At 74.8% G+C, this 25,573-nt stretch carries 17 protein-coding genes; 7 read left to right on the top strand and 10 right to left on the bottom strand.

Annotation, left to right across the window (positions count from 1 at the left end):
• Window positions 1-7: 7 nt before the first annotated feature.
• On the bottom strand, window positions 8-1,171 hold the full coding sequence (locus ABZ321_RS30915; protein ID WP_354897794.1) for a M20/M25/M40 family metallo-hydrolase: 1,164 nt from the start codon (window positions 1,169-1,171) through the stop codon (window positions 8-10).
• Window positions 1,172-1,218: 47 nt separating this feature from the next.
• Window positions 1,219-1,776 (bottom strand): carboxymuconolactone decarboxylase family protein, encoded by a 558-nt coding sequence (locus tag ABZ321_RS30910; protein ID WP_344504223.1) that lies wholly within the window; start codon window positions 1,774-1,776, stop codon window positions 1,219-1,221.
• 112 nt (window positions 1,777-1,888) lie between these two features.
• Here ABZ321_RS30910 and ABZ321_RS30905 point away from each other — a divergent pair, with 112 nt between their 5' ends.
• A complete protein-coding gene (locus tag ABZ321_RS30905; RefSeq protein ID WP_354897791.1) occupies window positions 1,889-2,800 on the top strand; it encodes a carbohydrate kinase family protein in 912 nt (303 codons plus the stop codon).
• Window positions 2,801-2,860: 60 nt separating this feature from the next.
• On the opposite strand, the gene ABZ321_RS30900 is transcribed toward ABZ321_RS30905, so the two are convergent.
• The 6 genes from ABZ321_RS30900 to ABZ321_RS30875 form a co-directional block, all read right to left on the bottom strand.
• A complete protein-coding gene (locus ABZ321_RS30900; RefSeq protein WP_354897788.1) occupies window positions 2,861-5,755 on the bottom strand; it encodes a hypothetical protein in 2,895 nt (964 codons plus the stop codon).
• Complete coding sequence (locus ABZ321_RS30895) at window positions 5,752-8,631, bottom strand: hypothetical protein (protein ID WP_354897785.1); 2,880 nt, start codon at window positions 8,629-8,631, stop codon at window positions 5,752-5,754. Before ABZ321_RS30895 ends, ABZ321_RS30900 begins: the two co-directional genes overlap by 4 nt.
• Window positions 8,632-8,646: 15 nt before the next feature.
• On the bottom strand, window positions 8,647-10,950 hold the full coding sequence (locus ABZ321_RS30890; protein ID WP_354897782.1) for an EAL domain-containing protein: 2,304 nt from the start codon (window positions 10,948-10,950) through the stop codon (window positions 8,647-8,649).
• 137 nt (window positions 10,951-11,087) lie between these two features.
• Complete coding sequence (locus ABZ321_RS30885; RefSeq protein WP_354897780.1) at window positions 11,088-11,645, bottom strand: DUF4291 domain-containing protein; 558 nt, start codon at window positions 11,643-11,645, stop codon at window positions 11,088-11,090.
• A 126-nt stretch (window positions 11,646-11,771) separates the two neighbouring features.
• The gene (locus ABZ321_RS30880; RefSeq protein ID WP_354897777.1) at window positions 11,772-15,818 is read right to left on the bottom strand and encodes a DUF4132 domain-containing protein; all 4,047 of its coding nucleotides are present in this window, start codon (window positions 15,816-15,818) and stop codon (window positions 11,772-11,774) included.
• A 179-nt stretch (window positions 15,819-15,997) separates the two neighbouring features.
• Window positions 15,998-17,320, bottom strand: coding sequence for an ATP-dependent 6-phosphofructokinase (locus ABZ321_RS30875; protein ID WP_344504216.1), 1,323 nt, complete (start codon window positions 17,318-17,320; stop codon window positions 15,998-16,000).
• Window positions 17,321-17,398: 78 nt separating this feature from the next.
• Here ABZ321_RS30875 and ABZ321_RS30870 point away from each other — a divergent pair, with 78 nt between their 5' ends.
• A complete protein-coding gene (locus ABZ321_RS30870; protein ID WP_344504215.1) occupies window positions 17,399-17,968 on the top strand; it encodes a hypothetical protein in 570 nt (189 codons plus the stop codon).
• Between the two features lie 108 nt (window positions 17,969-18,076).
• On the opposite strand, the gene ABZ321_RS30865 is transcribed toward ABZ321_RS30870, so the two are convergent.
• Window positions 18,077-18,913: an AAA family ATPase gene (locus ABZ321_RS30865; RefSeq protein WP_354897773.1), complete on the bottom strand. Its 837-nt coding sequence runs from the start codon at window positions 18,911-18,913 to the stop codon at window positions 18,077-18,079.
• A gap of 11 nt (window positions 18,914-18,924) precedes the next feature.
• Window positions 18,925-19,920, bottom strand: a complete 996-nt coding sequence (locus ABZ321_RS30860; RefSeq protein WP_354897770.1) for a LacI family DNA-binding transcriptional regulator — start codon at window positions 19,918-19,920, stop codon at window positions 18,925-18,927.
• 232 nt (window positions 19,921-20,152) lie between these two features.
• Here ABZ321_RS30860 and ABZ321_RS30855 point away from each other — a divergent pair, with 232 nt between their 5' ends.
• The 5 genes from ABZ321_RS30855 (at window position 20,153) to ABZ321_RS30835 (ending at window position 25,552) form a co-directional block, all read left to right on the top strand.
• The gene (locus ABZ321_RS30855; RefSeq protein WP_354897823.1) at window positions 20,153-20,464 is read left to right on the top strand and encodes a DUF3303 family protein; all 312 of its coding nucleotides are present in this window, start codon (window positions 20,153-20,155) and stop codon (window positions 20,462-20,464) included.
• A gap of 28 nt (window positions 20,465-20,492) precedes the next feature.
• The gene (locus ABZ321_RS30850; protein WP_354897767.1) at window positions 20,493-21,656 is read left to right on the top strand and encodes a metallophosphoesterase; all 1,164 of its coding nucleotides are present in this window, start codon (window positions 20,493-20,495) and stop codon (window positions 21,654-21,656) included.
• Between the two features lie 211 nt (window positions 21,657-21,867).
• Window positions 21,868-22,914, top strand: a complete 1,047-nt coding sequence (locus ABZ321_RS30845; RefSeq protein WP_354897764.1) for a 3-deoxy-7-phosphoheptulonate synthase — start codon at window positions 21,868-21,870, stop codon at window positions 22,912-22,914.
• A 113-nt stretch (window positions 22,915-23,027) separates the two neighbouring features.
• On the top strand, window positions 23,028-24,257 hold the full coding sequence (locus ABZ321_RS30840) for a hypothetical protein (protein WP_344504209.1): 1,230 nt from the start codon (window positions 23,028-23,030) through the stop codon (window positions 24,255-24,257).
• Entirely contained in the window at window positions 24,236-25,552 is a 1,317-nt protein-coding gene (locus ABZ321_RS30835; protein ID WP_354897761.1) for a hypothetical protein, read from the top strand. Before ABZ321_RS30840 ends, ABZ321_RS30835 begins: the two co-directional genes overlap by 22 nt.
• The last annotated feature ends 21 nt before the right edge of the window (window positions 25,553-25,573 follow it).

The following is a 25,573-nucleotide window of genomic DNA, read 5'->3' as shown; positions in this document are numbered from 1 at the left end:
ACGCACGTTACGGGATCCCGCCCGCCTTCGCGGCCTCGGCACGCCTGGCCGCGGCGAGCGTTTCGACGAGACCGGCGAGCAGCGCGGCCCGCTCTGGCATGCGGTCCAGGCGGATGTACTCGTCGGCGGCGTGCGCGCCACCGCCGACCGCGCCGAGGCCGTCGAGGGTCGGCACGCCGAGCGCGGCGGTGAAGTTGCCGTCGGACGCGCCGGCCGCGTACGCCCCGGCGAGGTCCGCGATGCCGAGCCGGCGTGCGGTCGACCGGGCCAGGGCCAGCAGCGGGCGGGCGAGCTCCGCCGGCATCGGGTACCGGTTGATCCCGCCGCCCACCGCCAGGGTCGCGTCCGACAGGACCGGCACCAGCCCGCGGATGGCGTGGTCGACGCGCTCCAGCTCGTCCCTCGTCCAGGCCCGCACGTCGACGGCCAGGCTGGCGCTCTCGGGCACGGTGTTCGTCGTCGTGCCGGCCGACAGCAGGGTGGGCGTGACGGACGTGCCGCCGCTGTCGGCCACGCCGAGCCGGCCCAACGCGAGCACCTGGTGGGCCACCTCGACCGTCGCGTTGATCCCGCGCTGCGGCTCGACACCGGCGTGCGCGGCGCGGCCCTGGATGGTGAGGCTGTACACCGAGCCGCCCTTCCTAGCCACCTTCACGTGCCCCTCCGGCGTGGCCGCCTCGCAGACGAGCACCGCGGCGGAGCGCCGCGCCTCGGCCTCGATCAGCGGCCGCGACGTCACCGACCCGGTCTCCTCGTCGCAGGTGAGCAGGACGCCGACCGCCGAGGTGTCCTCGACCAGGCGCAGCGCGGCGAGCATCTGCACGATGCCGCCCTTCATGTCGAGCACGCCGGGACCCGTCGCGATGTCCCCTTGTACGGTGAAGGGCCTGGACCTGGTCGTGCCGACCGGGAAGACCGTGTCGAAGTGGCCGAGGAGCAGCACCCGCTGATCGGCGGCCGGCCACAGCAGGTGCGGCAGGCCGTCGATCACGACCCGCCGGGCGGGCCGGCCGAGCACCTGCGAGCCCCAGCGGGCGAGCAGGTCGGCACAGGATTCGAGATGGGGCAGCGAGCCCGGCGCCGACTCGCACGCGACGAGCGTGGCCAGCCGGTCGACCATGTCTGCCAGGAGTTGCTGCGCGGATTGGAGCAGGCGGCGTTCACGATCCATTCATCGACGATCGCAGTTGGATCGAGCCCGGTCACCCTTGTGTTTGCTCAGTCCATCGGAATGGCGTTGCCGTAGCCGACCTCGACGACGCGGCGGGCGGACTCGGCGTAGGCGTCGCGGCCCTCGGGCGCGAACGTGCCGAGCCCGTCCACGTACCGGTTGAACATGCAGAACGCGGCGGCGATGAGCACCGTGTCGTGGATCTCCACGTCGGTCGCGCCCTCCGCGCGGGCGGCCTCGACCAGCTCGGTGGTCACCTGGCGGCCGCTGACCTGCACCGCGCCGGCGATGCGCAGCAGCGCCCGCAGCTTGGCCGAGACCGGGGCGGTGTCGAGGTCCGCGCGCACCTGGTCGACGAGCGTGTAGCCCTCGTCCAGCTGCACCGCGGCGAACGCCGAGTGCGACGCGCAGCAGAAGTTGCAGTCGTTGCGCCCGGACACGTACGCGGCGATCAGCTCCCGCTCTCCCGCCGGCAGCGAGTGCGGTGCGCGCAGCAGCACCTCGGCCAGCTCGTTGAGCGGCTTCGCGGTCTCCGGGCGGAACCGCATCGGTCCCGTGATGCCCGGGAACTGCTTCTCGTCGACCCCGAGATCGATGTGTGCCATGTCGCTCCCCTTCCGGTACGCGCCGTCGCTGTCACGATGCCACTTCTTCCGGCGTCCGTGTTTCTCCGTTCGTGCGGTGCTTCTGTCCACTGTGGACATGGTTGAATGACACGTGACCTATGACGTCCTGGTGCTCTGCGGCGTGGGGGTGGACACCATCGTCCGCGTCCCCGACCTGGCCATCCCGCCCGGCGACAACCTGCATGTCGACCCCGTCCGCGACTACGTCGCCCACTCCGGCAACGGCGTGGCGCTGGGGTTCCACGCGCTCGGGCTGCGGACGAAGTTCATCGACTTCCTGGGCGACGACCCGCAGGGCGCGCAGATCCTGGCCCGCTACGCGGCCGCCGGCCTCGACTTCGCGCACCTGCCCGCCCCGAACGGCACGCCCCGCAGCGTCAACCTGGTCGACGCCGCCGGCCGCCGGTTCTCGTTCTTCGACCCGCGCCACCCGGCCGACCTCGTCCTGCCGCCGGACACGTACCTGCCGGCCCTGGCGCAGTCGCGGCACGTGCACATCGCCGCGGGCCGGGCCGCCGCCGCGTTCGGCGAGGCGCACCGGCTGGGCATCACGACCTCGACCGACATCCACGCCTGGGACGGCACGTCCGAGTGGGGCCTGACCCTGTCCCGCGAGGCCGACCTGGTGTTCCTCAGCGCCGAGGCCGCCCCGGACCGGATCGACGACCTCATGCACACCGTCCTCGACGCGGGCCGGGCGACGCTCGTCGTGGCGACCCGCGGCGCCGCCGGCTGCCAGGTGCTCGACCGCGCCGACCGCCGCATCGTCCGCTACCCCGCCGTCACCCCGGACCGCCCGGTCGTCGACAGCAACGGCGCGGGCGACGCCTTCAGCACCGCCTTCATGAGCCGCTGGTTCGCCGGCCGTCCCGTCGCCGAGTGCGCCCTGGCCGGCGCGGTGTCGGGCGCGTACGCCTGCGGCGCCCCCGGCACCCACGAGGACCTCATCACCGCCGCCGGCCTGACCACCCGCCTGTCCACCCTCTCCCCCGCTTCCTCGTGATCCGGAAGACTTCGTGTAGCCCTGGGTGCACAAGGTCTACCGGATCACGGAAGCACCGGGTCAGGAGGCGCGCGGGGGCCTGCCGGAGCGGGGTGAGCGGCGCGGCGTACGGGTGCGGGAAGCCGCCGCCTGGGCGGTGAGGCCCGCCACGGCCAGCGCCGCCAGCGTCACCCCGACCGTCGCCGCGGGCACGCCGAGCGGCGGCAGGCCGGTGCCCTTCAGCCCGGGCAGCGTGCCGCCGACGGCGAACCACGCGAGCCCCGCCCCCAGCACCCCCGCGACGCCGGCCGCCGCGACGAGGACCAGCACCACGAACGGCTCGACCAGCGTGCCGGTCGAGCGGCGCAGGCCCTGGACGCGCAGGGCGCGCAGGTCGTGGGTGCTGGTGCCGATCGCGGCCACCGCGAGGCCGGCCGCGCCGAGGGCCGTCGACAGCCAGCCGGCCATGAGGTAGAAGCGCAGGCCGAGCGCGGTGCCGCCGGCGGCGAGGGCGGCACGGGTGTCGGCGACGGTGCGGCGGCCGGTGACCGTGAGGCCCTGCGCGCGCAGGGCGTCGACGATGCCCGGCGGCGCGGTCGCCGACAGCCACACCTCGGCGCCGGTGGCGCGGCCGTCGTCCTCGGCGGTGAGGTCGGCGTACTCCAGATCGACGAGGGCACCGGCGGTGCCGACGCGGGGCAGGCGGGTGGCGCTGAACTCGGCGACCGGGACGGCCTTGCTGCCGAAGGTCTTGAACTCGGCGTCGGGCAGCGGGGCGGTGGTCGCGACCGGCAGCTCGGCCGGGCCGAAGGCGGGGCGCAGCACGCCGGCGCCCGGCTGGGAGGTCATCGGCAGGCTGAAGGTGATCCCGTCGGCGCCGCGCACGGCGGTCGCGCCCGGTGCGGTGCGCCACTCGGTCGGCGGCGGCGAGTGCAGGGTCACCACGATGGTCGGCCCGACGTACGGCGGCAGCTTCGCGGCGATCTCCACGAGGCGGCAGCCGCGCACGCACATGGGGGTTTCGCCGGTGTACGTCCGCCGCCCCAGCACCAGCTTGCCCAGGTCGGCGGTGGCGGTGGGCTGGCCGTCGAGCGGGGCGAGGGTGGCGGTGAGGACGACGTCGGGCCGGTCGAGCACGGAGACGGTGACGTCCAGGGCGATCTTGGCGCCGGTGTGCGTGACCGCCTCGGCGGGTGCCGGCGGGTGCAGCCGCGCGGCCACGTCGGCGACGGGTGGCGCGCCGGCGGGCCACAGCGCGACGGCCGGCAGGCGGGCCGCGTCGACGGCGACGGCACCGGAGTTGTCGTCGGAGTCGCGGATCGGCACCACCGCCATCGCGGACCGCCCCTCGGGGTCGGCGGCGCGGACGGCCCGCAGCAGCTGGGTGCGGCTGGTCGCGTCGACGTTGAGGACGACGGGCGCGCCGGTGGCGAGGGCGGCCTGGTCGCGCTGCCGCTGGTCGACGGCGGACGTCGTGCCCGCGGCGAACGCGAGCGACCCGACGGCGAGGGTGAGCAGCGCGAGGAGCCGCGCGCCGACGGGCCGCCGCGCCAGCCGGAACCCGGCGAGGGCCCCGGCGAGCCGGAACCGGCCGGCGGAGGGGCGGCGCAGCACTCTGGCGGCGGCCAGCCCGCTCAGGATCGGCCCGACCCGGCCGGCGAGGACCGCGACCGCGACCAGGACGAGGGCCGGCGCGAGCAGGGCGACACCGCCGGGCCGGCCGCGGACCTGCGCGACGGCGACGACGGCGGCCACGACGAGGACGCCTTCCAGGGCGAGGCCGCGCCAGCGGGCGGTGTGCCGGTCGACCTGCCGCAGCAGCGCGGACACTGGCGCGGACACGGTGCGAAGCGCGACCGTGAGGGCGACGGCGAGCGCGCCGAGGACGGCGACGGCCGCGTACGGCCAGGCGTCGCGGATCTGCCAGCCGCCGGCGGCGGTGAACCCGAGCGCCGCCCCGGTGAGCACCGACAGCAGCGTCTCCCCCGTCGCCAGCCACCACCGGCCGGGACGGGCCACGCCGCGCAGCGCGATGATGCCGTGCTCGAAGCGGCGGGCCCGGATGACGGTGGACACGGCGAGCGTGATGACGGCCCAGGCGAGCAGCAGCACGGGCGCGACCGCGAACGGGACGGCGGCGCGGACCTCGGCGCGGCGCTCGTCGATGCGGTCGAGCAGCACGTCGAGGTCGGTGTTGAGGCGCGCCTCCTCGGTGCTGCGCTGCTGCGCCTTCCCGGTCCACTCGCGCAGCGCGGGAAGGGTGTCGACGGTGATGGCGCCGGGCAGCGGGTACGCGTCGTAGGACTCCAGCTCCGCCGGCCGCGAGAACGTGTCCAGGGTGCGCCGGTCGACCTGGAACGCGTCGCGCATGCCGCCGGTGCGGCCCCAGTAGGGTTCCCCGGCGTCGCGGGGCTCGACGACACCGACGATCGTGAGCGCGGTCGGCGGCCCGGCGGGCACGTACCGGCTGGACAGCTGGTCGTACCTGGAGCCGGTCAGCGACATGGTGTCGCCGGGGTGCAGGCCGAGCCGGTCGGCGGTGCGCCCGGAGAGGATCGTGTCGCCGGTGCCCATCAGGCAGCGGCCGGCGACGACGCGGACGTGCGCGCAGATGTTCTCGCGGAACACGACGGTGGTGAGCTGCGACGCGGTCGCCATCGCCAGGTCCTCGGGCTGCGCGGGGAACTGGGCGGAGAACACGGTCGCGTAGCCGGGGGCGTCGAGCCAGCCGCCGGCGAGGCTCTGGAACGTCTTGGCCATGCTGCCGCCACCGGAGGACAGCACCTCGCCGGTGATGAGCACGGTCCGCTCGCTGGGCGCGGCGGCGGCCACCTCGGAGCGGACGATCCGGTCGTCGGCGGCGGTGAGGTACGCGGGCGCGGCGAGCGCCCCGGCGGTGGCGAACGCGGTCAGCAGCATGACGGTCGCGGCCCGCCCCCGCCGCGACCACAGCATCGCCAGCACGAGCCCGATCACCGCGACCCCCTCCCCGCCGCCGGCGCGGCTCGTCGTGCCCGGTCGCCCGAACGGGACCACAGCGCGGGCGGCAGCAGGACCGCGAAGACGACGACGGCCGTGGCCAGCAGCGCGAGCCACTGGACCGGCGCGACCGGCACCGGCCACCGGTCGGCGAACGGCCGGACCGGTGCCGGGGTGAGCAGGCGGAGCAGGACCGCGGCGGCGAGACCGACGGGGACCGCGACGAGGACCGGGGCGGCGGCGGTCCATCGGCCGACGGTGCGGGCGGTCGGGGCCGGCAGACCCTGGCGGCGCAGGGCGGTGAGCTCGGCGCCGCGCCGGCGGCGGTCGACGGCGGCGACGACCGCGGCGGTGACGGCGGCGAGCAGCAGCGCGACGGCGCCGCCGACGAGACCGGCGAGCAGGGTGACGGCCGGGGAGAGCCGGTCGGCGCGGGCCGCGGCCGCGGCGGCGCTGTCGCCGCCGATGATGGTGAGCCCGGCGGCCCGCAGCCGGTCGGGCAGGTCGGCGGGGGCGGACGGGCCGAGCCACACCTCGAGGCGTTCGCGGGCGCCGGAGGTGGCGCCGCCGGCCGGGCCGGCGATGTGGGCGGCGTACTCGAGGTCGACGAGCGCGCCCCTGGCACCGCCGCGCGGGATCGACGTGACGCCGTGCGGTGCCACGGGGATGTCGGCGCCGAAGATCTTCACGCGGGCCAGGTCGTTGTCGTCGGACAGGTCCGGGTCGCCCGCGACGAGGGCGGGCAGCGGGACCGGGGTGTCGACGACGTACAGGCGGTTGTCGCGGGGGCGTTCGCTGGGCGGGTCGGTGTCCAGCAGGCGGAGCCGGCCGTCGCGCTGGGCGGCCTGCACGGTGCTGATGGCCCGGCCCAGCGTCGTCCGCCAGCGGGTCGGGTCGGCGAACGTGGCCCCGTCGACCGCCACCTTGCCGTCGGCGCGCAGCTCGAGCAGGTCGACGGGGCCGCGCTTGATCTCGACGGAGACGATCCGGCAGCCGGCCGCGCACTGCGGCACGGCGACCTCCACAGTGGACTCCACCGCCGGCGGTGGCGGCTCGGCCGGGTCGACGGGCACGGCGGCTGGCTCGCCACCCGGCGGCCGGAAGACCGCCGTCACGCGCTCCGCGTCGCCGGCCAGCAGCATGGTCACCGGCGAGCCCGCCGAGACGAAACGCAGCGAGAGCCTGGTGCCGGTCAGCGTCAGCGGCGCGGGCGCCTCGGCGCGCAGCGACGGCAGGTCGACGCCGGTGACCGCGCGCAGGCGGGTGCCGTCGACGGCGATGACCGGGGCGCCGATGCCGGTGCCGATCGCGACCGCCATCGCGTCCCGGCCGCCGGGGTCGGTGGCGCGGACCGTGGCGAGGAGCCGCTCCCGGTCCATCGGCGCGATCCGCAGCACGCGGTCGGCGCCGACCTCGACGGCGGCCCGGTCGGCGCGGGCGCCCGCGGCCCCGGCCCAGTCCTGGGCGGCGACGGCGAGGACGCAGGTGGCGGCCGCGAGCACGGGCACGATCCGGTACGCGGTCCGCCGCCGGCCCAGGGTCAGGCCCGCGAGGGCACCGCCGACGTGCCCGCCGGCGAGGGCGGTCCGGCCGGCGAACCCGGCGAGGGACAGCAGCGCGCGCGTCGCCAGTACACCTGCCGCCAACGCGATCAGGAGCACCGCGGCCTGACCGAGGCCGAACCCGGTGTCGCGCCGCACGTTGGCGGCCGGCTCCGCGGCGAGCTGGAAGACGGCGGCGGCGCCGACCGCGAGGACGCAGATCTCGAGGGTCGCGGCGATCAGCGGGCGGCGGGGCTGCACGACCCGCAGCAGCGCCGGCACGCTCGCCCGCGTCGCCGGCCACTCGGCGGCGACGACGATGACGACCCCGGCGACCAGGGCCGGCCAGAGCGCGGGGCGCAGCGCGACCGCCCAGGCGGCGCCGGCCAGCAGCGGCACGAGGCTCTGCCCGGCGGTGCCGGCGAGGATGCGCCACGGCGGCATGCCCCGGATCGCCATGCGGGCGGCGTCGGCGCGGCGTTCCTGCGCCGCGTAGCCGGCCGCGACCGCGATCGCGAGGCCGCCGCACAGCAGCAGCTGCAGCTCGACGAGCAGCAGCCCGCGTCGGACCCCGCGGCGGTCGGCGGCGACGGTCGCGGCGAGCGTGCCCGCGGCCGAGGAGACGTCCACGGACCCGTTGCGCAGGCGGGTGATCATGGCCTCGATCCCGGCCGGGTCGTCGAAGGCCTCGGCGGGCAGCAGGGCGTCGTAGGTGGCGACCGCCGCGCCGCCGGGCTTCGCGACGGTGTTGCGCGTGGTGTACGCGGCGATCCCGTCGAGCCCGGACCAGTACCAGCCGAGCGGGTCGCTGGGCGCGTAGAGCCCGACGAGGGTCAGCGGGACCACGGCGGTGCCGGAGCCGCCGTCCTGCTTGAGCGTGCCGCCGACGGCGAGGTCGAGCTGCCGGGCGACGTCGGGGGCCAGGACGATCTCGCCGTCCTGCTCGACGCAGCGCCCCTGCACCAGGGTGATGTTGTCGCAGAACCCGTCCACGGCCCGCAGCTCCAGCGGCAGGCGCGAGGTGTCGGTGCGCAGGACGCCGGAGTACCGCACGCCGATCAGGGTCCGGTCCGCGGGGACCCGGGTGATCGTCGCCCGGAACCGGCTGACGATGTCGTCGGGTGCGGTGCCGAGGGCGACGGACGCATGGACGGACAGGGTGCGCTCGACGGGCGTGGCGGCTTCGACCCTGGCGGTGGCGGCGCTGCGCTCCAGGCGCCCGGACACGGCGTCGGCGCCCACGGCCGCGCCCATGGTGACCGCGGCGAGGACGAACATGACGACCGCGGTGGCGCGCCGGGCCCGCAGCGCGGCGAGAATCAGGCCCAACACGTAGAGGACCTTACGTCACACGAGGCTGTTTTCGGGGTCCTGTGCGCCCGGGGGCGCCACCTCGTGCAGCGGGCCGGCGAGCCCGTAGCGGTGGCCTTGGCCGTACCGGCAGCCCAGCGCGGCCATCGTCGCGGCCTGACGGTCGGTCTCGATGCCTTCGGCGACGACGGTCACGCCCATGCCGGCGCAGATCGACACGATGGACCGGCAGATCGCCTCGCTGCGGCCGCCGTCGGCGAGGGTGAAGCTGCGGTCGAGCTTGACCTCGTCGACGGGGATCGCGTGCAGCTGGGCGAGGGCGTTGTATCCGGTGCCGAAGTCGTCGAGGGCGAAGCGCACGCCGAAGCGGCCGAGCCGCCGCACCGCCCCCGCGGCGGCGGACAGGTCGGGCAGCGGCGCGGTCTCGGTGAGCTCCAGCAGCAGCCGGTGCGGGGCGAGCCCGTGGCGCAGCACCGCGGCGCGGACGGTCTCCTCGTGCTCGGGCCGGCCGAGGCGGGCCGCGGACGTGTTGACGTGCACGGCGATGCTCGCCCATGGCCCGCGGAACGCGGCGGCGTCGCGGCAGGCGCGGTCGAGCACGAAGTCGTCGACGAGGCGGATCAGGCCGATCTCCTCGGCGGTGGCGATGAACATGTCGGCGCTCACCGGCCCCAGGCTCGGATGGGTCCAGCGGGCGAGTGCCTCCACGGCGACGACCGTGCCGTCGTTGAGCCGCACGATCGGCTGGTAGTGCACGTCGAGGCCGCGCCCGTCGCGCAGCGTGTCGGCAAGCATCTCGGCGAGGTCGGAGCTGCCGGTGCCGTCGGGGAGGTCGACGCGGTAACGCACGAGGGTGCCCTTGCCCTGGCGCTTGCCGGCGTACATGGCGGCGTCGGCGCGGCGCAGCAGCATGTCGGCGCTGTGCACCGGCCCGTGGGTGCCCGCCTCGACGAGCCCGACCGACGCGGCGACGCCGACCACGGCGCCGTCGAGGTCGAACGGCTCCCGCAGCGCGGCCATGATCCGCTGCGCGGGGACGCCCGGGTCGCCGCCGCCCTCCAGGAGCACCGCGAACTCGTCGCCGCCGACGCGGGCGATGGTGTCCCCGTCGCGTACCGCACCGCGGAGCCGCTCGGCGACCTGCCGCAGCAGCCGGTCGCCGGCGTGGTGGCCGTAGCGGTCGTTGACGGCCTTGAAGTCGTCGAGGTCCAGGAAGAGCACGGCGAGGGGGCGGCCGTCGCGGTGGTGCAGGGCGAGGGCGTGGTCGAGCCGGTCGTGGAACAGCACCCGGTTGGACAGCCCGGTGAGGCCGTCGTGGAACGCCTGGTGGCTGAGCCTGGCCTGGCTGTCGGAGAGGCGGTCGAGCAGCACCGCGTTCTCGACCAGGGTCACCGCCTGCCGGATGATCAGCAGCGAGATGACCGCCGTCTCGACGGCGATCTCGAAGGCGTCCATCGGCCGGCCCTGCACCAGCTGGATCATGAAGAGGACGCCCGTGCCGGCGACCGGCACGTACGGCAGCAGCAGGTGCCCCCAGCGGTGGTGCGGCCTGCCTGTGGCCGTCGCCTGGTCCGGGCTCGCGCTCTTCGTCGGGGTCAGCGCGGCCACGGCGACGAAGGCCTGGCCGGCGATGAACCCCGCGTCCGCGAGCGGCGGCATGCGCTCCGCGCCGGCGGCGACCAGGTAGGCGAACACGCTGTCGGAGAACGACAGGCAGAACAGCCCGATGCCGAGGAACGACAGCTGCCGCCGGTTGGCGGCCGCGGACCTGGCCAGCAGCAGGATCACGATGACGGTGAGCAGCAGGTCGGTGACCGGGTAGGCGATCGCCACCGTGTAGGCGAACGGGGTCGCGGCGCCGGCCCGCACGACCGCGCCGAGCGACGTGGCCCAGGTCAGCACGAACAGCGCGCCGACGACGATGAGCCCGTCCAGGACCATCACCAGCTGCGCGGCGAGCCGCCGGGGCCCACCGCCGCCGGGCCGGTCCACGGCGAGCGCGACCAGGGCCGGCAGCGCGAAGACCGGCAGGGTCAGGTAGCCGGCGTCGGCGAGCGACGGCGAGGGCAGCGCGTCGTCACCGAACAGCTGGTGCCAGGACCAGATGAACTGTCCGATCGACCAGCCGCAGGCGCCCGCGCCCATCCACAGCCGCCAGCTGCGCTGGGCGCCGATGTGCCGCCGGGCGGTGAGCCAGCAGGTGAGGGTCGCGGCCAGCCCGGCGCCGAACTGCGCCAGGTCGTCGACGAACTGCGACCACCACGGGCCGAGCAGACCCGAGCCACCCAGACCGACGGCCCCAAACACCCCGGCCACGGCGACGGCGAGCGGAACGGACACAGGTCTGCGCGACAATGAACGCATCCTCACCGGAGGTGATCACGACAACACGCCTCCGTACGCTACCTCAACCGTCCATCGCTGAGGTCACGAAACACATCGGGCCGTCCTGCATTGCCGCAATGCATGACGGGCCTTCAATCCGCCCCTATCCGGCGGGCGAGGGCCGGCTCCAGCGGAAACGGCCGCTCCGCCGGCAGCAACCGCTGCGCCTCGGCGGTCCTGCCCCCGCGCACCAGTGTGGCGATCTTGTGCACGGCCGGGGTGAGGTCGGTGAGCCCGGTGACCCACTCCTCCGCGTACGTGCGGATCAGCTCCCGCCCGACCCCCACCTGAATGCTGTAGTGGTTGAGCGCCGCACCGCGCAGCGACCGCTCCGGATCCCACTGCACGTGGACCCGCGCCCGCGCCAGCTCAGGGTCGCTCGTCAGCACCGCCTCCGCCAGGGCCCGTTCCCATCCCGCCCGGCTGATCCGCACCGCGAGGATCCGCTCCTGGCCGGCTTTGCGCGCCCAGTTGCTGCGGTGCATCAACCACAGCAGCGACGGCTTGATCCACGTCATCCTCCCGAACGAGAACGGCGCCACGAACCTCCCCGCCGCCAGCGCCGCGTCGGCGATCGCCCGCGGGTACGCCTGATAGACCACGATCGTGCTGGCGTCGAAGTCGGCCCGGATCTGCCGCTGCCCGGTCATCACCACCTCCGCCCCCGACGATCGACCCACCACCCCACCCCAGCAACCCGATTCCCGCCCCCGCCCCCGCCCTGCTCCTCGCGACGCCGGCGGCCGGGTTGGGGCCGGGTTCAGTGGCATCCTCTATCAGTGGCATCCGCCGAGGTCGCGGAGGATTTCCGAGGCCGAGACCGGGTCCAGTGCCGAGAACGGGACGGTGCGCTCGCTCGACCACTGGTCGCCGCCGGCTGGGCAGATCCAGATCTCCAGGGACTGCTCGGGGTGCTCGCCCGGGACGCCCATCATGATGCCGGGATCGAGGTCGGCGATCAGGGTGCCGCCGCCGGGCAGGCCCGGACCCGCGGGCAGGTCGCGCTCGATCCGGTCCTGGTGACCGCCGTCCTGCCCGGACCGGCGCCAGCCGCGCCGCTCCAGGCCGAGCAGCTTGACCGTCAGCGCCTTCCTGCCGTCGAACCGGTCCAGCCGCGTCGCCGTGCCCTCCGGGGCCGTCAACGCGTGGGCATCGCGGGCCAGTTGGCGGAACGGCTGCAGGATCTCGTAGTCGGCGAACACCTCCGACCACTTCGGCACGTCGAGGTGTACCGGATGCGCCACCGACACGACGGCGTCGTCGGCGAGCAGGACGGGCCCGTCGCCGGCGTCCGCGAGCGTCCGGTCCTCCGCCAGCCGCACCGCGACGTCCACGCCGCCGTGCGTGACGAGCCATACCAGCCGCCGGGCGAGCTGCCACAGCAGCGGGTGCTGCAGGAACGTCCGGCGGAACTCGGCCCCGGTCCACTCCCGCCGCATCACCATGGCCCGCTCCAGCCGCCGCGCCTGCTCACCGGCGACCTTGCGGACGGCCTTCTTCGCGGCGGCGAAGCGTTGCCGGGCGGCCGGGGCGAGGCGCGGGTCGTCGCCCGCCGCGGGCGCGGGCAGGTCCTTGCGCCTGGCCCCGGCCTCGTCGATCACGTACGGCCGGAGCTGCTCGTCGAACCCGCCCACGAACCCGCGCGGGCCGTAGTCGAGGGTGAGGGTCGCGTCGGGCGTCAGGTCCAGGTGCGGGACGAGCCGGTCGGCGAGCTGGTCCGGGGTCAGGTCGAGCGCTTCGGCGACCTCGCGGAGCTTCAGCTCGGCACGTGCCCTCACCGCCTTGGCCTTCATCTTCGCGGCGATGTCCTGCAGCTGGGTCAGCGCCGCGTCGGTGCCGAGCTGGGCGAGCATGTCCAGGCCGGCCGCCGCCCGCTGGTACGGCCAATCCCGTACGGCCGCGGCGAGCCGGACCGCGGTCTCGTCGTCGCCGAGCAGCGCCTGCGCGTCCAGCACCCAGCTGTCCGCCGTGGGCGCGTCGGCCCGCTCCCAGCGCTCCAGCAGCGCCCAGGCGAACCGGGCCAGATCGGCCGGCTCGCAGGCGTCCCTGACGATGGGGATTCCGGCGTACGGGTCGCCGCTCCTCGACACCATCAGCATCGTCACCAGGTGCCCGGCGGCGTCGGCCGGCAGGACGTGCGCGCCGCCCCGCAGCCTGACCGGCGGCAGCGTCACCAGGCGGCCGGCGGCGTCGGCCGGCAGGACGTGCGCACCGCCCCGCAGCCTGACCGGCGGCAGCGTCGCCGGGTCGGCCCACGCCGGCGCGAACGGTATCCGCGCGGGCAGGACGTCGAGCGGGTCGGTGTCGAGCAGGTCGCGGATCGCGTCGCCGGCCCGCGGCCCGTGCCCACCGGCGACGTCGAGGACCGTGTCCCGGTGCCCCTCGGCGGCCAGCGCGAGCAGCGCCTGCTCCGCGTGCCGGCGGCCCGCCCCCTGCTTGCCGAGGGCGGGCGGCACCAGCGCCCGCGCCGCGGCCCGCGGATGCCGCCGCAGCCATTCCAGAGCGACCGCCCGCGCCGCCTTCAGCCGCCCGTGCCACCCGGCGACGAGCACGGCCACCTCCGGCCCCGCGTACGCCAGCAACGCCGGCCCTCCGTCCGCCGGACTCCGCCGCGCGACCCGCAACACCAGCGGCAGGGCCGCGACCCCGAACCGCGCGGCGATCAGCCGAAGCCAGTAGTGCGCACCCCACAGGCGCTTCGGCTCCCACGTCGCCAGCAGCGGCCTGACGAGGTCCTCGGGCCCCGCCTCGAACAGGTCGACGGCGAGCCAGTCCTCCAGCGACCCGGCCCGCAGCTGCGAGGCGAGCTGCTCGGGGTCGTCGCGGTCCACGCCGCGCTTGAGCCGGGCGACCAGCTGCTCCCGCTCACCGGGCGGCCACACCACGGCCGGCTCGTCGTCGCACCGGAGACCGGGCACCACGACCGGCTTCACCACCGCCCGCCGCACCTCCCACGGCGGCGTGACCAGCACCGCCGGCAACGCCACCCGTCCGGCCTCGGCCAAGCCCCCGCCTGCCGCCCGCGCACCGTCGGCCACGGCCGGCACCAGCCCCGGATGCCGCACGGCATGCCGCCGCAGCAGCTCGGCGATCCTCGCCCCACGCTGCGCCGCGTCGGCCGCCAGATGACCCACCGCAGCCGGACTCCCCGAACCCGCCGCGACCGAACTTCCCGAAACCACCGCGGCAATAGCCGAACCGCCCGAAACCACCGCGGCCGCAGCCGGATGGCTCGAAACCGCCGGGGCCGAACTTCCCGAAACCACCGCGGCCGAACTGCCCGAAACCACCGCAGCCGCAGCCGGACTCCCCGAACCCGCCGCGACCGAACCGCCCGAAACCACCGCAGCCGAACTGCCCGAAACCACCGCGGCCGCAGCCGGACTCCCCGAACCCGCCGCGGCCGAACTTCCCGAATCCGCCGCGGCAATAGCCGAACCGCCCGAAACCACCGCCGCTGCGGCCGGATGGCTCGAGACCGCCGGTGCCGTCGCTGGATGGCCGGCGCCGGGCTCGGACGCGGAGGACAGGAGGCGCATCGCCCGCTCCGGGAAGCGCTCGGCGGCGGTCTCGACGGCCGGCTGGGCGCCGCGGACGTCGAGCGCGTCGAGCAGTGCCTGGAACGCGCGGTCGGTCGGGACAGCGGCCAGGGTCGCCATCAGGACGCGCTGCTCGTCGGCGGTGCCCCAGTCCGACCGGTGCCAGCCTGCGTAGACGTCGAGGACGCCGTCGCCGAGCCCTTCGGCAACCGAGTGGATCATGGCGGTGCCACGCAGCAGCCGCCAGCCGACGGAGTGGATCTGGGGACGGATGAGAGCCGCCTGCGCCAGGGTGTGCGCGGCCGCCATGAGCAGCGGTGCGTACGGATGCCGCCGGCCGTCGGCGGCCAGCTCTCGGACGTCCTCGTCGACCCAGGCCGTCTGGTCGGGGGCGAGGAACGACGCCGCGATCCGCCGGGCAAGCGTCCCGGCCCGAGGCTCCCGCAACAGCTCGACCGCCGGCACGTCAAGGCCACCGGACACGGCCACCTGGCCGGACCGCACCCCGGCCAGCAACTCCGACACGGACTCAACCGCCGGCACGTCGAGACCACCGGACACGGCCACCTGGCCGGACCGCACCCCGGCCAGCAACTCCGACACGGACTCAACCGCCGGCACGTCGAGACCACCCGACACGGCCACCTGGCCGGACCGCACCCCGGCCCACGGCTTCGACACGGACGCGCGGCGGGTCCTGTCGGCCTCGCCGCCGAGGGACGCAACCACCGACGCGGCGAGGCCATCCGATGTGGCGACCTGGCCGGACGGCGACCCGGCCAGCAACTCCGACACGGACTCAACCGCCGGCGTGGCGAGCTGACCGGATGGCGTCCTGGTCCGCAGGTCCGACAAAGACTCGATGACCGTCGCGTGGAGGTCGTTGGAGGCGGCGGTGAGGGCGACTCGGAGCTGGGCGAGGATCGTCTCGACGCCGGTGGTGCCGTTGTGCGCGTCGGCCTCGTCGGCGCGGTGGGTGACCGTCGTGTGCCGGCCGGGGCAGGCGGGGGCGTCGCAGCGCACGGTGAGTGGTCGGAGACCGGCGAGCTCGATGCCCGCGGCCGCGGCGAACGCCAGGCCCCCGTCGGCGATCCAGCGGTCGGCGATCGCCCGGGGGTCGAACGTCGGCACCCGCGGTGTCCAGAGCAGGATCGCGGCCGCTGCCGCCGCGCCGGGTGGGCTGTCGGAGGGCGCGTCGGCCAGCGCCGCGGCCGGGGAGAGGCGCAGGACGGTTGACGTGTCGGGCCAGTCGGGCACCGCATCCGTCACGGGGGTGTACGCCACGCGCGTCCCACCTCGCCGCGGGTGGATGCTGCGCCGCCACGACGCCGGCACCACCAGCCGTGCAGGCGCCGCCGCAGGCAGAGCGCCCCCGGCCACCGCCTTCTCAGTCACGCAGTCACCCTAACCAGACCCACCGACAATTTCGGGCCGCGGCCGGGGCGAGGACAGGAGCGCGGGGCTCAGGCGAACACCGGCGGCTGCCCCGTCGCCTCCAGGACCGACAACCACAGGTCGCCGTCGGGATCGACGAGGTTGCGGGAGCTGATCGCGAGGGAGATCGGCACGTGCACGAACCGTCCCCGCCACCTGCCCACCACCATCTCCGTCCGCCCCGCCATCGCCGCGTGCACGGCGGCGTGTGCGAGGCGGATGCAGTACACGCTGTCGTACGGGTTCGCGGGCACGCTGCGGATCGTGTAGCTCGGGTCGATGTACTTCAGGTTGGCCTCGACGCCCGCCGCGGCGAAGTCCTCGGCGATGCGGTGTCGCAGGTACCGGCCGAAGTCCTGCAGGCGCACGTTGCCGGACGCGTCCAGTGAGGAGGCCGCGTCGAACAGCTCCTGGCCGGCGCCCTCGGCGACGACGATCATGGCGTGTCCGCGGTCGACGACGCGGGCGCGCAGGTGGGCGAGGAAGCCGCCGGGGCCGTCGAGGGAGAAGGGCACCTCCGGGATGAGGACGTAGTCGGCGTCGTTGTTGGCGAGCGCCGCGTAGCACGCGATGAACCCGGAGTGCCGCCCCATCAGCTGGACGAGCCCGATCCCGTTCGGGAACGCGGTCGCCTCCACGTGTGCGGCCCGGATCGCCTCCGTGGCCTTGGCGAAGGCCGTCTGGAAGCCGAAGGAGCGTTCGATGTACGGGATGTCGTTGTCGATCGTCTTCGGCACGCCGACCACGGCGATGCGCCGCCCGCGCTCGGCGACGACCTCGGCGATCTTCAGCGCGCCGCGCATGGAGCCGTCGCCGCCGATGACGAACAGGACGTTGACGGACAGCTGCTCGAGGCAGTCGACGATCTCGTCCGGGTCCTGGTTGCCGCGGGAGGTGCCGAGGATCGTGCCGCCGTACTCGTTGATGCCGGCGACGACGTCGGCGTCGAGGTCGACCACGGACCGGCCGTAGCGGGCGGTCATACCCTGGTAGCCGTTGCGGAAGCCGAAGATGCGCCGCACGCCGTAGTGGTTGGTGAGCTCCAGGACCAGCGCGCGGATCACGTCGTTGAGCCCGGGGCACAGCCCGCCGCAGGTGACGATCCCGACGCGGGTCTTCGACGGGTCGAAGAAGATCTTGCGGCGGGGGCCGCCGGGCTCGAAGCCGGGCAGCTCGTCGACGGGCACCCCGCGCGCCGCGACGAGGGACACGGTGTCGTCGAGCAGGACCCGGTCGGACTCGTCGACGTAGTGCTGGGTGGTGCGCCCGGTGCGCAGCAACGCCGCCAGGGGTGAGTCGATGCGGCTCTCGCCGAGCGTCCTGACCTCGAGCCTGGCCCGTTCGTCCACCATGTGCCCATGCTGGTGGACGCGCGTTTCGTGCCGGTGAATTCGGTTGAGCGCTTTGCCGCCGGCGGGGATGGTGGAGCGATGCGGGTCACCTTCCACCGGCTTGCCGACCACCAGTGGGCCGATGTGCTCATCGCGCGCGACGACGGTGTCGTCTACCGGATGCACGCGGGTCCGGTGACCGCGCACGCGCCGCACGACCTGGTGCACTTCACCGTCGAGGACGCCCTCGGCATGCCCGACGGGATCTGGGGCTCGATCGCGGGCGGGGTCGTGTTCCGCAGCATGACGCACGTGTCGGGGCGCCGGCCGCCGCACGCGGCGGAGCGTTCGGCGGAGCTGATCCGGGCCAACCGCGACCGGCTGCAGCGGGCCGAGCTGATCGGCGGGTTCGTCGAGCGGGCCGCCGCCGTCCCGGACGGGGACCTGGACCTGGACCGGCTCGCCGCCCAGCAGGGCGCGGACCCGCTCGCCGTGAGCGACAAGGCGGCCGTGGTGCGCGCGGTCGCCGCGCTGCGGGCCGCGCAGCGGACGTGGGCGGGCCTTGAGGTGGGTGCCGAGCTGACGTTGACGTGGCCGCGGCACCGGCGGCTGGCCCCGCTGGAGCGCAAGGTGCGGCGGCGGCAGCAGACGTTGCGGCGGGCTTCCTAGGTGTACGAACCGAGGTAGCGCCGCCCACCCCAGAGGCACAGCAGACGCTGCGGCGGGATTTCTCGGTGTACGAACCGGGGCGGCACAGCAGACGTCGCGGCCGGTTTCCTAGGTGTACGAACCGGGGTAACGCAGTCCACCGCAGAGGCACAGCAGCACGATCGCGAGGAGGAACGCGATCCCGAGGGTCCACGCCGCGCGGATCGCCACCCGCGTCTGCAGGTCGCGTGGGCGGGCGGGGGTCACGACGGGCGGCTGCGCGGAAGCGGGGCGGCTGCCGTCGAGGGGGTCGACCCAGCCGGCGGCCGCGACCGCGAAGTCGCCGGCGAACGCGGTGTGGTCGGCGGGGATGCGTCCGGCCAGGCGGACCGGCAGGGCGTCGAAGTCGCCGCCGTCGCCGACGACGATCACCGACGCGGGGACCCGCCGGCGGTCGAGGGCCTCCAGCGCCAGGAGGGTGTGGCCGACGGCGTCCGCGTCGGTGCCGGTCACCACGGCGACGGGAGCGCGGACGGCGGAAGCGAGGTCGGCCACCGTCCAGTCACCGCCGGTCGGCGTGACGACCCCGTCGCCGACGAGGATCACGACCCGGTCGTGCTTCGCACCAAGGTCCCTCACGACCGCGGTGACGGCGTCGAGCCCGGTCCCGGCCGGCAGTTCGACAAGCGCCGCCACGTGCGAAGCCAGCACCGCGAGCTGCGAATCCGATCCCACGACCTCCGAAGACGGCGCCACGACGTCCGACGACGGGGCCACGAACTGCGAAGACGGCGCCACGACCTCCGAAGACGGGGGCGTGAACCGCGAAGGGGCCGGTGGGCCGCCGAGCACCACCGCGGCGGCGCTCCCGTCGGCGGTCGCGGCGAGGGCGGCCGCGGCCACCACCCAGTCGACGGACGACGAGGTGGGGGTCACGACCCACGGGCCGCGTACAGGCAACGACATCGACGACGATCCTAAGCCCGCGGCGGCGCCGTCGACGACCGCACCACGAGGTGCGTGGCGAGCTCCACGTGCAGGGCGTCCAGCTGGTGGCGCTCCAGCAGGCGCACGAGCAGCGACACCGCCATCCGCCCCATCTCCGGCAGCGGCTGGCGGACCGTGGTCAGGCTGGTGGCCTCGGCCAGGTCGATGTCGTCGAAGCCGGTCACCGACAGGTCGTCCGGCACCCGCAGGCCCCGCTCGGCGGCCGCCTGCATCGCCCCGACGGCGGCCTTGTCGTTGAACGCGACGAGCGCCGTCGGCGGCTGCGGCAGGTCCAGCAGCGCGCCCGCGGCCCGCCGGCCGTGCTCCGTGGTCGGCTCGATGGCCCGCAGGAGTTCGACGGCCGGCAGGACCCCGACGTCGGCGAGCGCGGCGTTGTGCCCGGCCAGCCGGGCGTCGCTGGCCAGCCACTCGGTCGGGCCGCCGATGACGCCGATGCGGCGGTGGCCGAGACCGACGAGGTGCGCGGTGACCTTGCGGGCGCCGGCGAAGTGCGCCGCCGACACCGACACGATGTCGGGCGGCAGCGTGGTGCGCGGGTCGACGACGACGAACGGGATCCGCCGCCGTTGCAGCTCGACCAGGTCCGCGCCCGGCTCGGGTGGCAGAATGACGATGATGCCGCCGATCCCGTCGTGCCGCTCCAGGTCGCGCAGCAGCGGGGTGCGCTGGGCCGCCTCCCCCGCGGTGAGGACCAGCTGGCGGCCGTGCAGCTGGACGGTCTCGGCGATCGACGACACGATCAGCCCGAAGTAGTCCGTCAGCACATACGGGCAGCGCAGGTACACCCGGTCGCCGGCCGGGCGCGGCTCCCGGGCGGGCCCCTGCGCGCTGAGCCGCTCCGCCGCCTGGCGCACCAGGTCGCGGGTGTGCGGGGCGACCGTGCCGTGGTCGTTGAGCGCCCGCGACACCGTGGCGATCGACATACCGGTCGCCGCCGCGATCTCTCTCACCGTGACCTTGCGCATCCGTTGCGGTCCCCGTTTCCGGCGTCTTTGGGAAGGACACTTGACAGTAGGCCGACCAGGGCTGTTTCCTGGTTCCAGGCGATGTTACACGCCGATGTTTCATTTGTTACAGCTCCCCGGCAGGGGTGTCCGGGCGAGGACGGCGACGGTGGGGTGGTCGTCCAGGCCTGGCGGACGGGGCGGACGGTCGGGGCCGGCCGCCCCGTCCACTACGCTCGTCCCGGTGCTGTTCATGGTGATCGAGCGGTTCAAGGACGGTCAGCCCCGGCCCGTGTACGAGCGGGCCCGCGAGCGCGGCCGCCTCATGCCCGACGGCCTGCGCTACGTCGACAGCTGGGTCGAGGCGAGCTTCGCCCGCTGCTTCCAGCTCATGGAGTGCGACGACCTCACGCTGCTCATGACGTGGATCGCCCAGTGGTCCGACCTGGTCGACTTCGAGGTCGTGCCGGTGGTCACCAGCGCAGAGGCGGCGGCCGCGGTCACCAGCGCCGAGGCGGCGCCCGTCGTCACCAGCGCGGAGGCGGCGGCCGCGGTCACCGGCTGAGGTTGCGGGCGGCTGGCACGATCGCCGGATGCTGTTCGCCGGACTGGTCCTCGTCGCCGTCGCCGCGTCGCACGGGTACCTGTGGCTGCGGCTGGTGCGCGACACGACCCGCCACCCCCGGGCCCGGCGGATCGGCGCCTGGGTGGTGGGCGCGCTGGCGCTGCTCTTCGCCGTCACCGCCGTCGGGAACCGGGCGCTCCCGCGCCGGTTCGAGATGACGTTCGAGCGCGTCGTCGGCTGGCCCGGTTACGTGTGGATCGCAGCAGCGGCCTACCTGTCCCTCGCGCTCCTCGTCCTCGAGCTGCCGGTCCGGTTGGCGACGTGGGTCCGCGGCTTACGCCGTACATCAGCGGAAAACGCAACGACGAGTGAGGATGCGGACCGGAGCCGGCGGTTGCTGGTGGCGCGCGGTGCCGCGATCGCCGCCGGGCTCGCCGCGACCGGCGTCACCGCCGCCGGGATGGTCACCGCGCTCGGCCCGCCGCGGACCCGCCGGGTCCAGATCCCCCTCGCGAAGCTGCCGCGCGGCATGGACGGCACCCGGATCGCGCTCGTGTCCGACGTCCACCTCGGCGCGCTGCTCGGCCGGGCGCACACGGAGCGGGTGGTCGCGGCCGTCGAGGCCCTCGACGCGGACATCGTGGCCATGGTCGGTGATCTCGTCGACGGTACTGTCGGTGACCTCGCCGACGCCGTCGCCCCGCTGCGGGCGCTGCGCAACGCGTACTTCGTGACGGGCAACCACGAGTACTTCTCCGGGCACGAGGACTGGGTCGAGCATCTCGGCACGCTGGGGCTGCGGGTGCTGCGCAACGCGCGGGTGGAGCTCGGCGGGCTCGACCTCGCCGGGGTCAACGACGCGACCGGCGGCACCGTCGGCGACCCGCCCGACTACGACCTGGCGCTCGCCGGCCGCGACCCGGCCCGGCCCGTCGTCCTGCTCGCCCACCAGCCGGTCCAGGCGCACGAGGCGGCCCGCCGCGGCGTCGACCTGCAGCTGTCCGGGCACACGCACGGCGGGCAGCTGTGGCCGTTCCACCATGTGACCCGGATGTCCCAGCCGGTGATCAGCGGCCTGGGCGCCGTGGACGGTATGCCCGTCTATGTCACAAACGGGGCGGGCTTCTGGGGTCCGCCGGTGCGGGTCGGCGCGCCGCCAGATGTGACGTTGATCGAACTGCGGTCCGCCTGAGGGTGCATCGCGGTGTTCTTGGCGTACGATGGCCGCGTGATGACGGCGTATTGGCGCTTTACCGTGGCTCCGGGTGGAGCCGGCGGGCGTTTGCGCTGACCTGACATCACCCGGAGCCAGCAAGGGCAGAGACCAACGTCTCTGCCCTTTGTCGTGTCACACGGCGGGCTGGAGCACCGGACCCGCCTCACACCTGAGAAGAGGACGGGACATGAACACCAGCAACCTGCGCGTCACCGGCTACCGGCCACTCGTCACGCCGCGCGAGCTGCAGGCCGAGCTGCCGATGGACGACGCCCGCGCCGAGGTCGTCCGACGATCCCGGGACGAGGTCCACGCGATCGTGACCGGCGGCGACGACCGGCTGCTCGTCGTCGTCGGCCCGTGCTCGGTGCACGACCCGGTCGCCGCCGTCGAATACGCGCGCCGCCTCGCCGCCGTCGCCGCCGAGCACAGCGCAGACCTGTGCGTCGTGATGCGGGTGTACTTCGAGAAGCCCCGCACCACCGTCGGCTGGAAGGGGCTCATCAACGACCCCGGCCTCGACGAGACGTTCGACGTGCCCACGGGCCTGCGGCTGGCCCGCCGGCTCCTGCTGGACGTGCTCGGCCTCGGGCTGCCGGTCGGCTGCGAGTTCCTGGAGCCGACGAGCCCTCAGTACATCGCCGACGCCGTCTCCTGGGGCGCGATCGGCGCGCGGACCCCGGAGAGCCAGGTCCACCGCCAGCTGGCGTCGGGCCTGTCGATGCCGGTCGGCTTCAAGAACGCCACGGACGGCGACGTGCAGGTCGCGATCGACGGCTGCCACACCGCCGCGAGCCGCCACGTGTTCTTCGGCGTCGACGAGGACGGCCGCGCCGCCGTCGTGGAGACCGCCGGCAACCCCGACTGCCACATCATCCTCCGCGGCGCCCGCTCCGGCCCGAACTACGGCCCGGCGGACGTCAGCGACGCCCTGGCGCGCCTGGAGAAGGCCGGCATGCCGCAGCGGCTCGTGGTCGACGCCAGCCACGGCAACAGCGGCAAGGACCACGTCCGCCAGGGGGCGGTGGCACGGGAGATCGCCGAGCAGGTCGCCGCGGGCCAGGCCGGTATCGCCGGCGTCATGCTGGAGAGCTTCCTGGTCGAGGGCCGGCAGGACCTCGGCGGCGAGCTCGTCTACGGCAAGAGCGTCACCGACGCCTGCATGTCGTGGGACACGACGGAGACCCTCCTGGCCGACCTGGCCGCCGCCGTCCGCGCCCGCCGCGCCGCCTGAGCCACCCCGCCGCCGGCCATCTTCCAAAGGTGGCCGGCGGCACCCGATGATCCGACCGGCGACGGACCGGAACGGTATGTCGATCCCCGGTCACCGTCCGGCACAATCATCGAGTGACGGACGGTGATGTCGGCGCCCGCGGGATGCAGGTCGGCAACCACAACACGCAGACGAACCACTTCGCGATCCCCCGCCAGCCGCTGACCCCGGCGCACCTGACCGAGCTCGACCCGGCGAGCGCCGCCCGCCGCCTGCTGCGCGAGGACCCGGACGAGGCCGCGGTCCTGGTCGCCACGAGTGCGAGCGCGGTCGCGGTGCTGGAGGCGATGCTGCCCGCCGGCGAGGAGCACACCCTTGCGGTGCTGACGTGCATGCACCCGGCGAAGGCGAAGCAGCTGATCGACCGCCTGACCCACACCGCTCCCTGGCTGGCGGACCTGCTCGCCGCGACCGCCGCCATCCGGCGGGTGCATGGGAGTTCGCGGGACACGCTCGGCGACGAGGCCGGCGCGATCACCCGGGCCGGCCCGCGCGGCTTCCGCCTGCCCTGCACGAGCGGCACGATCTACTGGAGCCCGGACGCCGGCGCCGTGCCGGTCCACGGACCGTTCCTCACCTACTACGACGCGGCCGGCGGCCCGGCGGGCCGCCTCGGCTTCCCGCTGCGTGCGGCCAGCGGTGGCGGCCAGCAGTTCGAGGACTCCCTCGTCGTCGTCACCTCCGGGCACGGGACGTTCACCACCGAACTGCCCTTGTATCGCAAGAAGTTCCTCGGTGCCCCGCTCTCGGAGGCCGTGCGACTCGACTTCGGATGGCGGCAGAGCTTCGAGCACGGTGACGTCGACACCGACGACTTCGGCGGCGTGTTCGTCGTCGCCGAGGACATCCGTGCGGCGTTGCGCGACACGCCCTGGAGGAAGCTGCGAGCGTGTGCCGACCGCGCCCGCCCCGTCTCGTCGATCTATGGCACGAGAGGGGCGTGGCAGCGGTTCGGGCCGTCGCGTGCCGAGGTGGTCGTGTACGTCGCCGGGCAGGAGGACACTGCGGTCCTCAGCCCTCAGATCGAGGCCATCTATCAGGCAGCCGGGGGTCCGGGGGGATGGCTCGGCTTTCCACGGCGGCGCCGCTCCTCGGAACGGCGTCCATTCAGCTTCGAGGGTGGCGTGATCACCGGGGGTTTCGCGGTCCCGCACGCCATCTTCATGGCGGCCCACGGTCTCGGAGCACCGACCGGCGACGTCGAGCCGCTCGGCACGGGTGGGGACCAGGCGCAGTGCTTCGACTACGGGATGGTCACGGTGCGTGGGGAGCAGGTGCAGGCGTGGACCCGCATCAGTTCGTAGACGCGCAGGGCGTGCCGATCGGGGACCACACCACGCAGGTCAACCACCATGTGGTGCCCCGGCAGCCGCTGACCAGGGCCCACCTCACCGACCTCGACCCAGTGGCGGCCGCGCGCCGGCTGCTGCGCGAGGACGTCGACGAGGCCGCGGTCCTGCTGGCCGGCATCGCGCCCGACGAGGCCGTGCCGCTGCTGCAGCGGTTGCTCGCCACTGATGAGGCGCGGACCGTCGCGGTCCTGTGCAGCATGCACCGGGGGAAGGCGGCGGCGCTGATCCGCCGGCTCAGGGCAGACACCGAGTGGATCGGCGACCTGCCGGACGCGGTGACGGAGATCAGGGCGGCGCACGCGACCGCGCGGGCGCTGCTCGGCGACGAGTCGGGGCCGGTCGAGCCCCACCCGGCTCCTCCGCCGCTGCGCGCGTTCCGGCTGCCGTGCGCCCGCGGCGCCGTCTACTGGCACCGGTCGGCGCGTCCGGTGGCGGTGCCGGAGCCGATCGACGGGTACTACCTCGCGGCCGGAGGCCCGGGCGGCCGGCTCGGCCTGCCGGTGGGAGCGGCGGCGGACGGCAGCCTGGTGACGTTCGACGGCCTGGAGGTGGAGGGCGACGACTGGGTGGTCGTCGAGTCCCCCGCCGGCGTGTTCACCACCACGGTGTCGCGCCTGGAGGTGCCCGGAATGTGGGGCGCGCCGGTCACCGAGATCGTCACGCGTGGCGACGGGACGCTGCAGCGGTTCGAGTACGCCGACATCCACTCGGACGGCGCGGGCGGCCACATCGCCGTCGACGAAACGGTCCGCGCGTTTCTGGGGCGCGGCGGGGCCCATCGGCGACCGGTGGGTCCGGCCGCGCCGCCGGTCCGCTCGGCGTACGGCCAGCGCGGCTTCTGGCAGGACTTCGGGCCGCCGGACGACCCGGTCACCGTCTACGTCGCGGACGGCTTGCGGCCCATCGAGCTTGGACAGCCCATGCAGGAGGCCTACGTGCGCGCCGGCGGCCCGGAGGGCTGGCTCGGGTTCCCACGCGGGCGCAGCTACACCCGCTGGGTGATCGACAAGCGGCACGACCCGTTCCAGTACGAGGGCGGGGTGATCGTCGCCGGTGCGGACGGCGAGCCGACCGCCGTCCCGACGGACCTGTACCGGGCGGCGGTGAGCGCCGACCTGGGCCCGCCGGTCGGCGAGGTGCAGCGGCTCGGCGCGGCGGACGACCTGGCGCAGTTCTTCGCCGGCGGCGCCGTCACCGTGCGCGGCAGCCGGACCCAGATCTGGGTCGAGCGCGGTTCACCGGCATAACCCGCGGCCGGCGCGGCGGCC

Source organism: Dactylosporangium sp. NPDC006015 (genome assembly GCF_040614215.1).
Lineage (GTDB): Bacteria > Actinomycetota > Actinomycetes > Mycobacteriales > Micromonosporaceae > Dactylosporangium > Dactylosporangium maewongense.
This window is presented reverse-complemented; position numbering and strand designations above follow the sequence as displayed.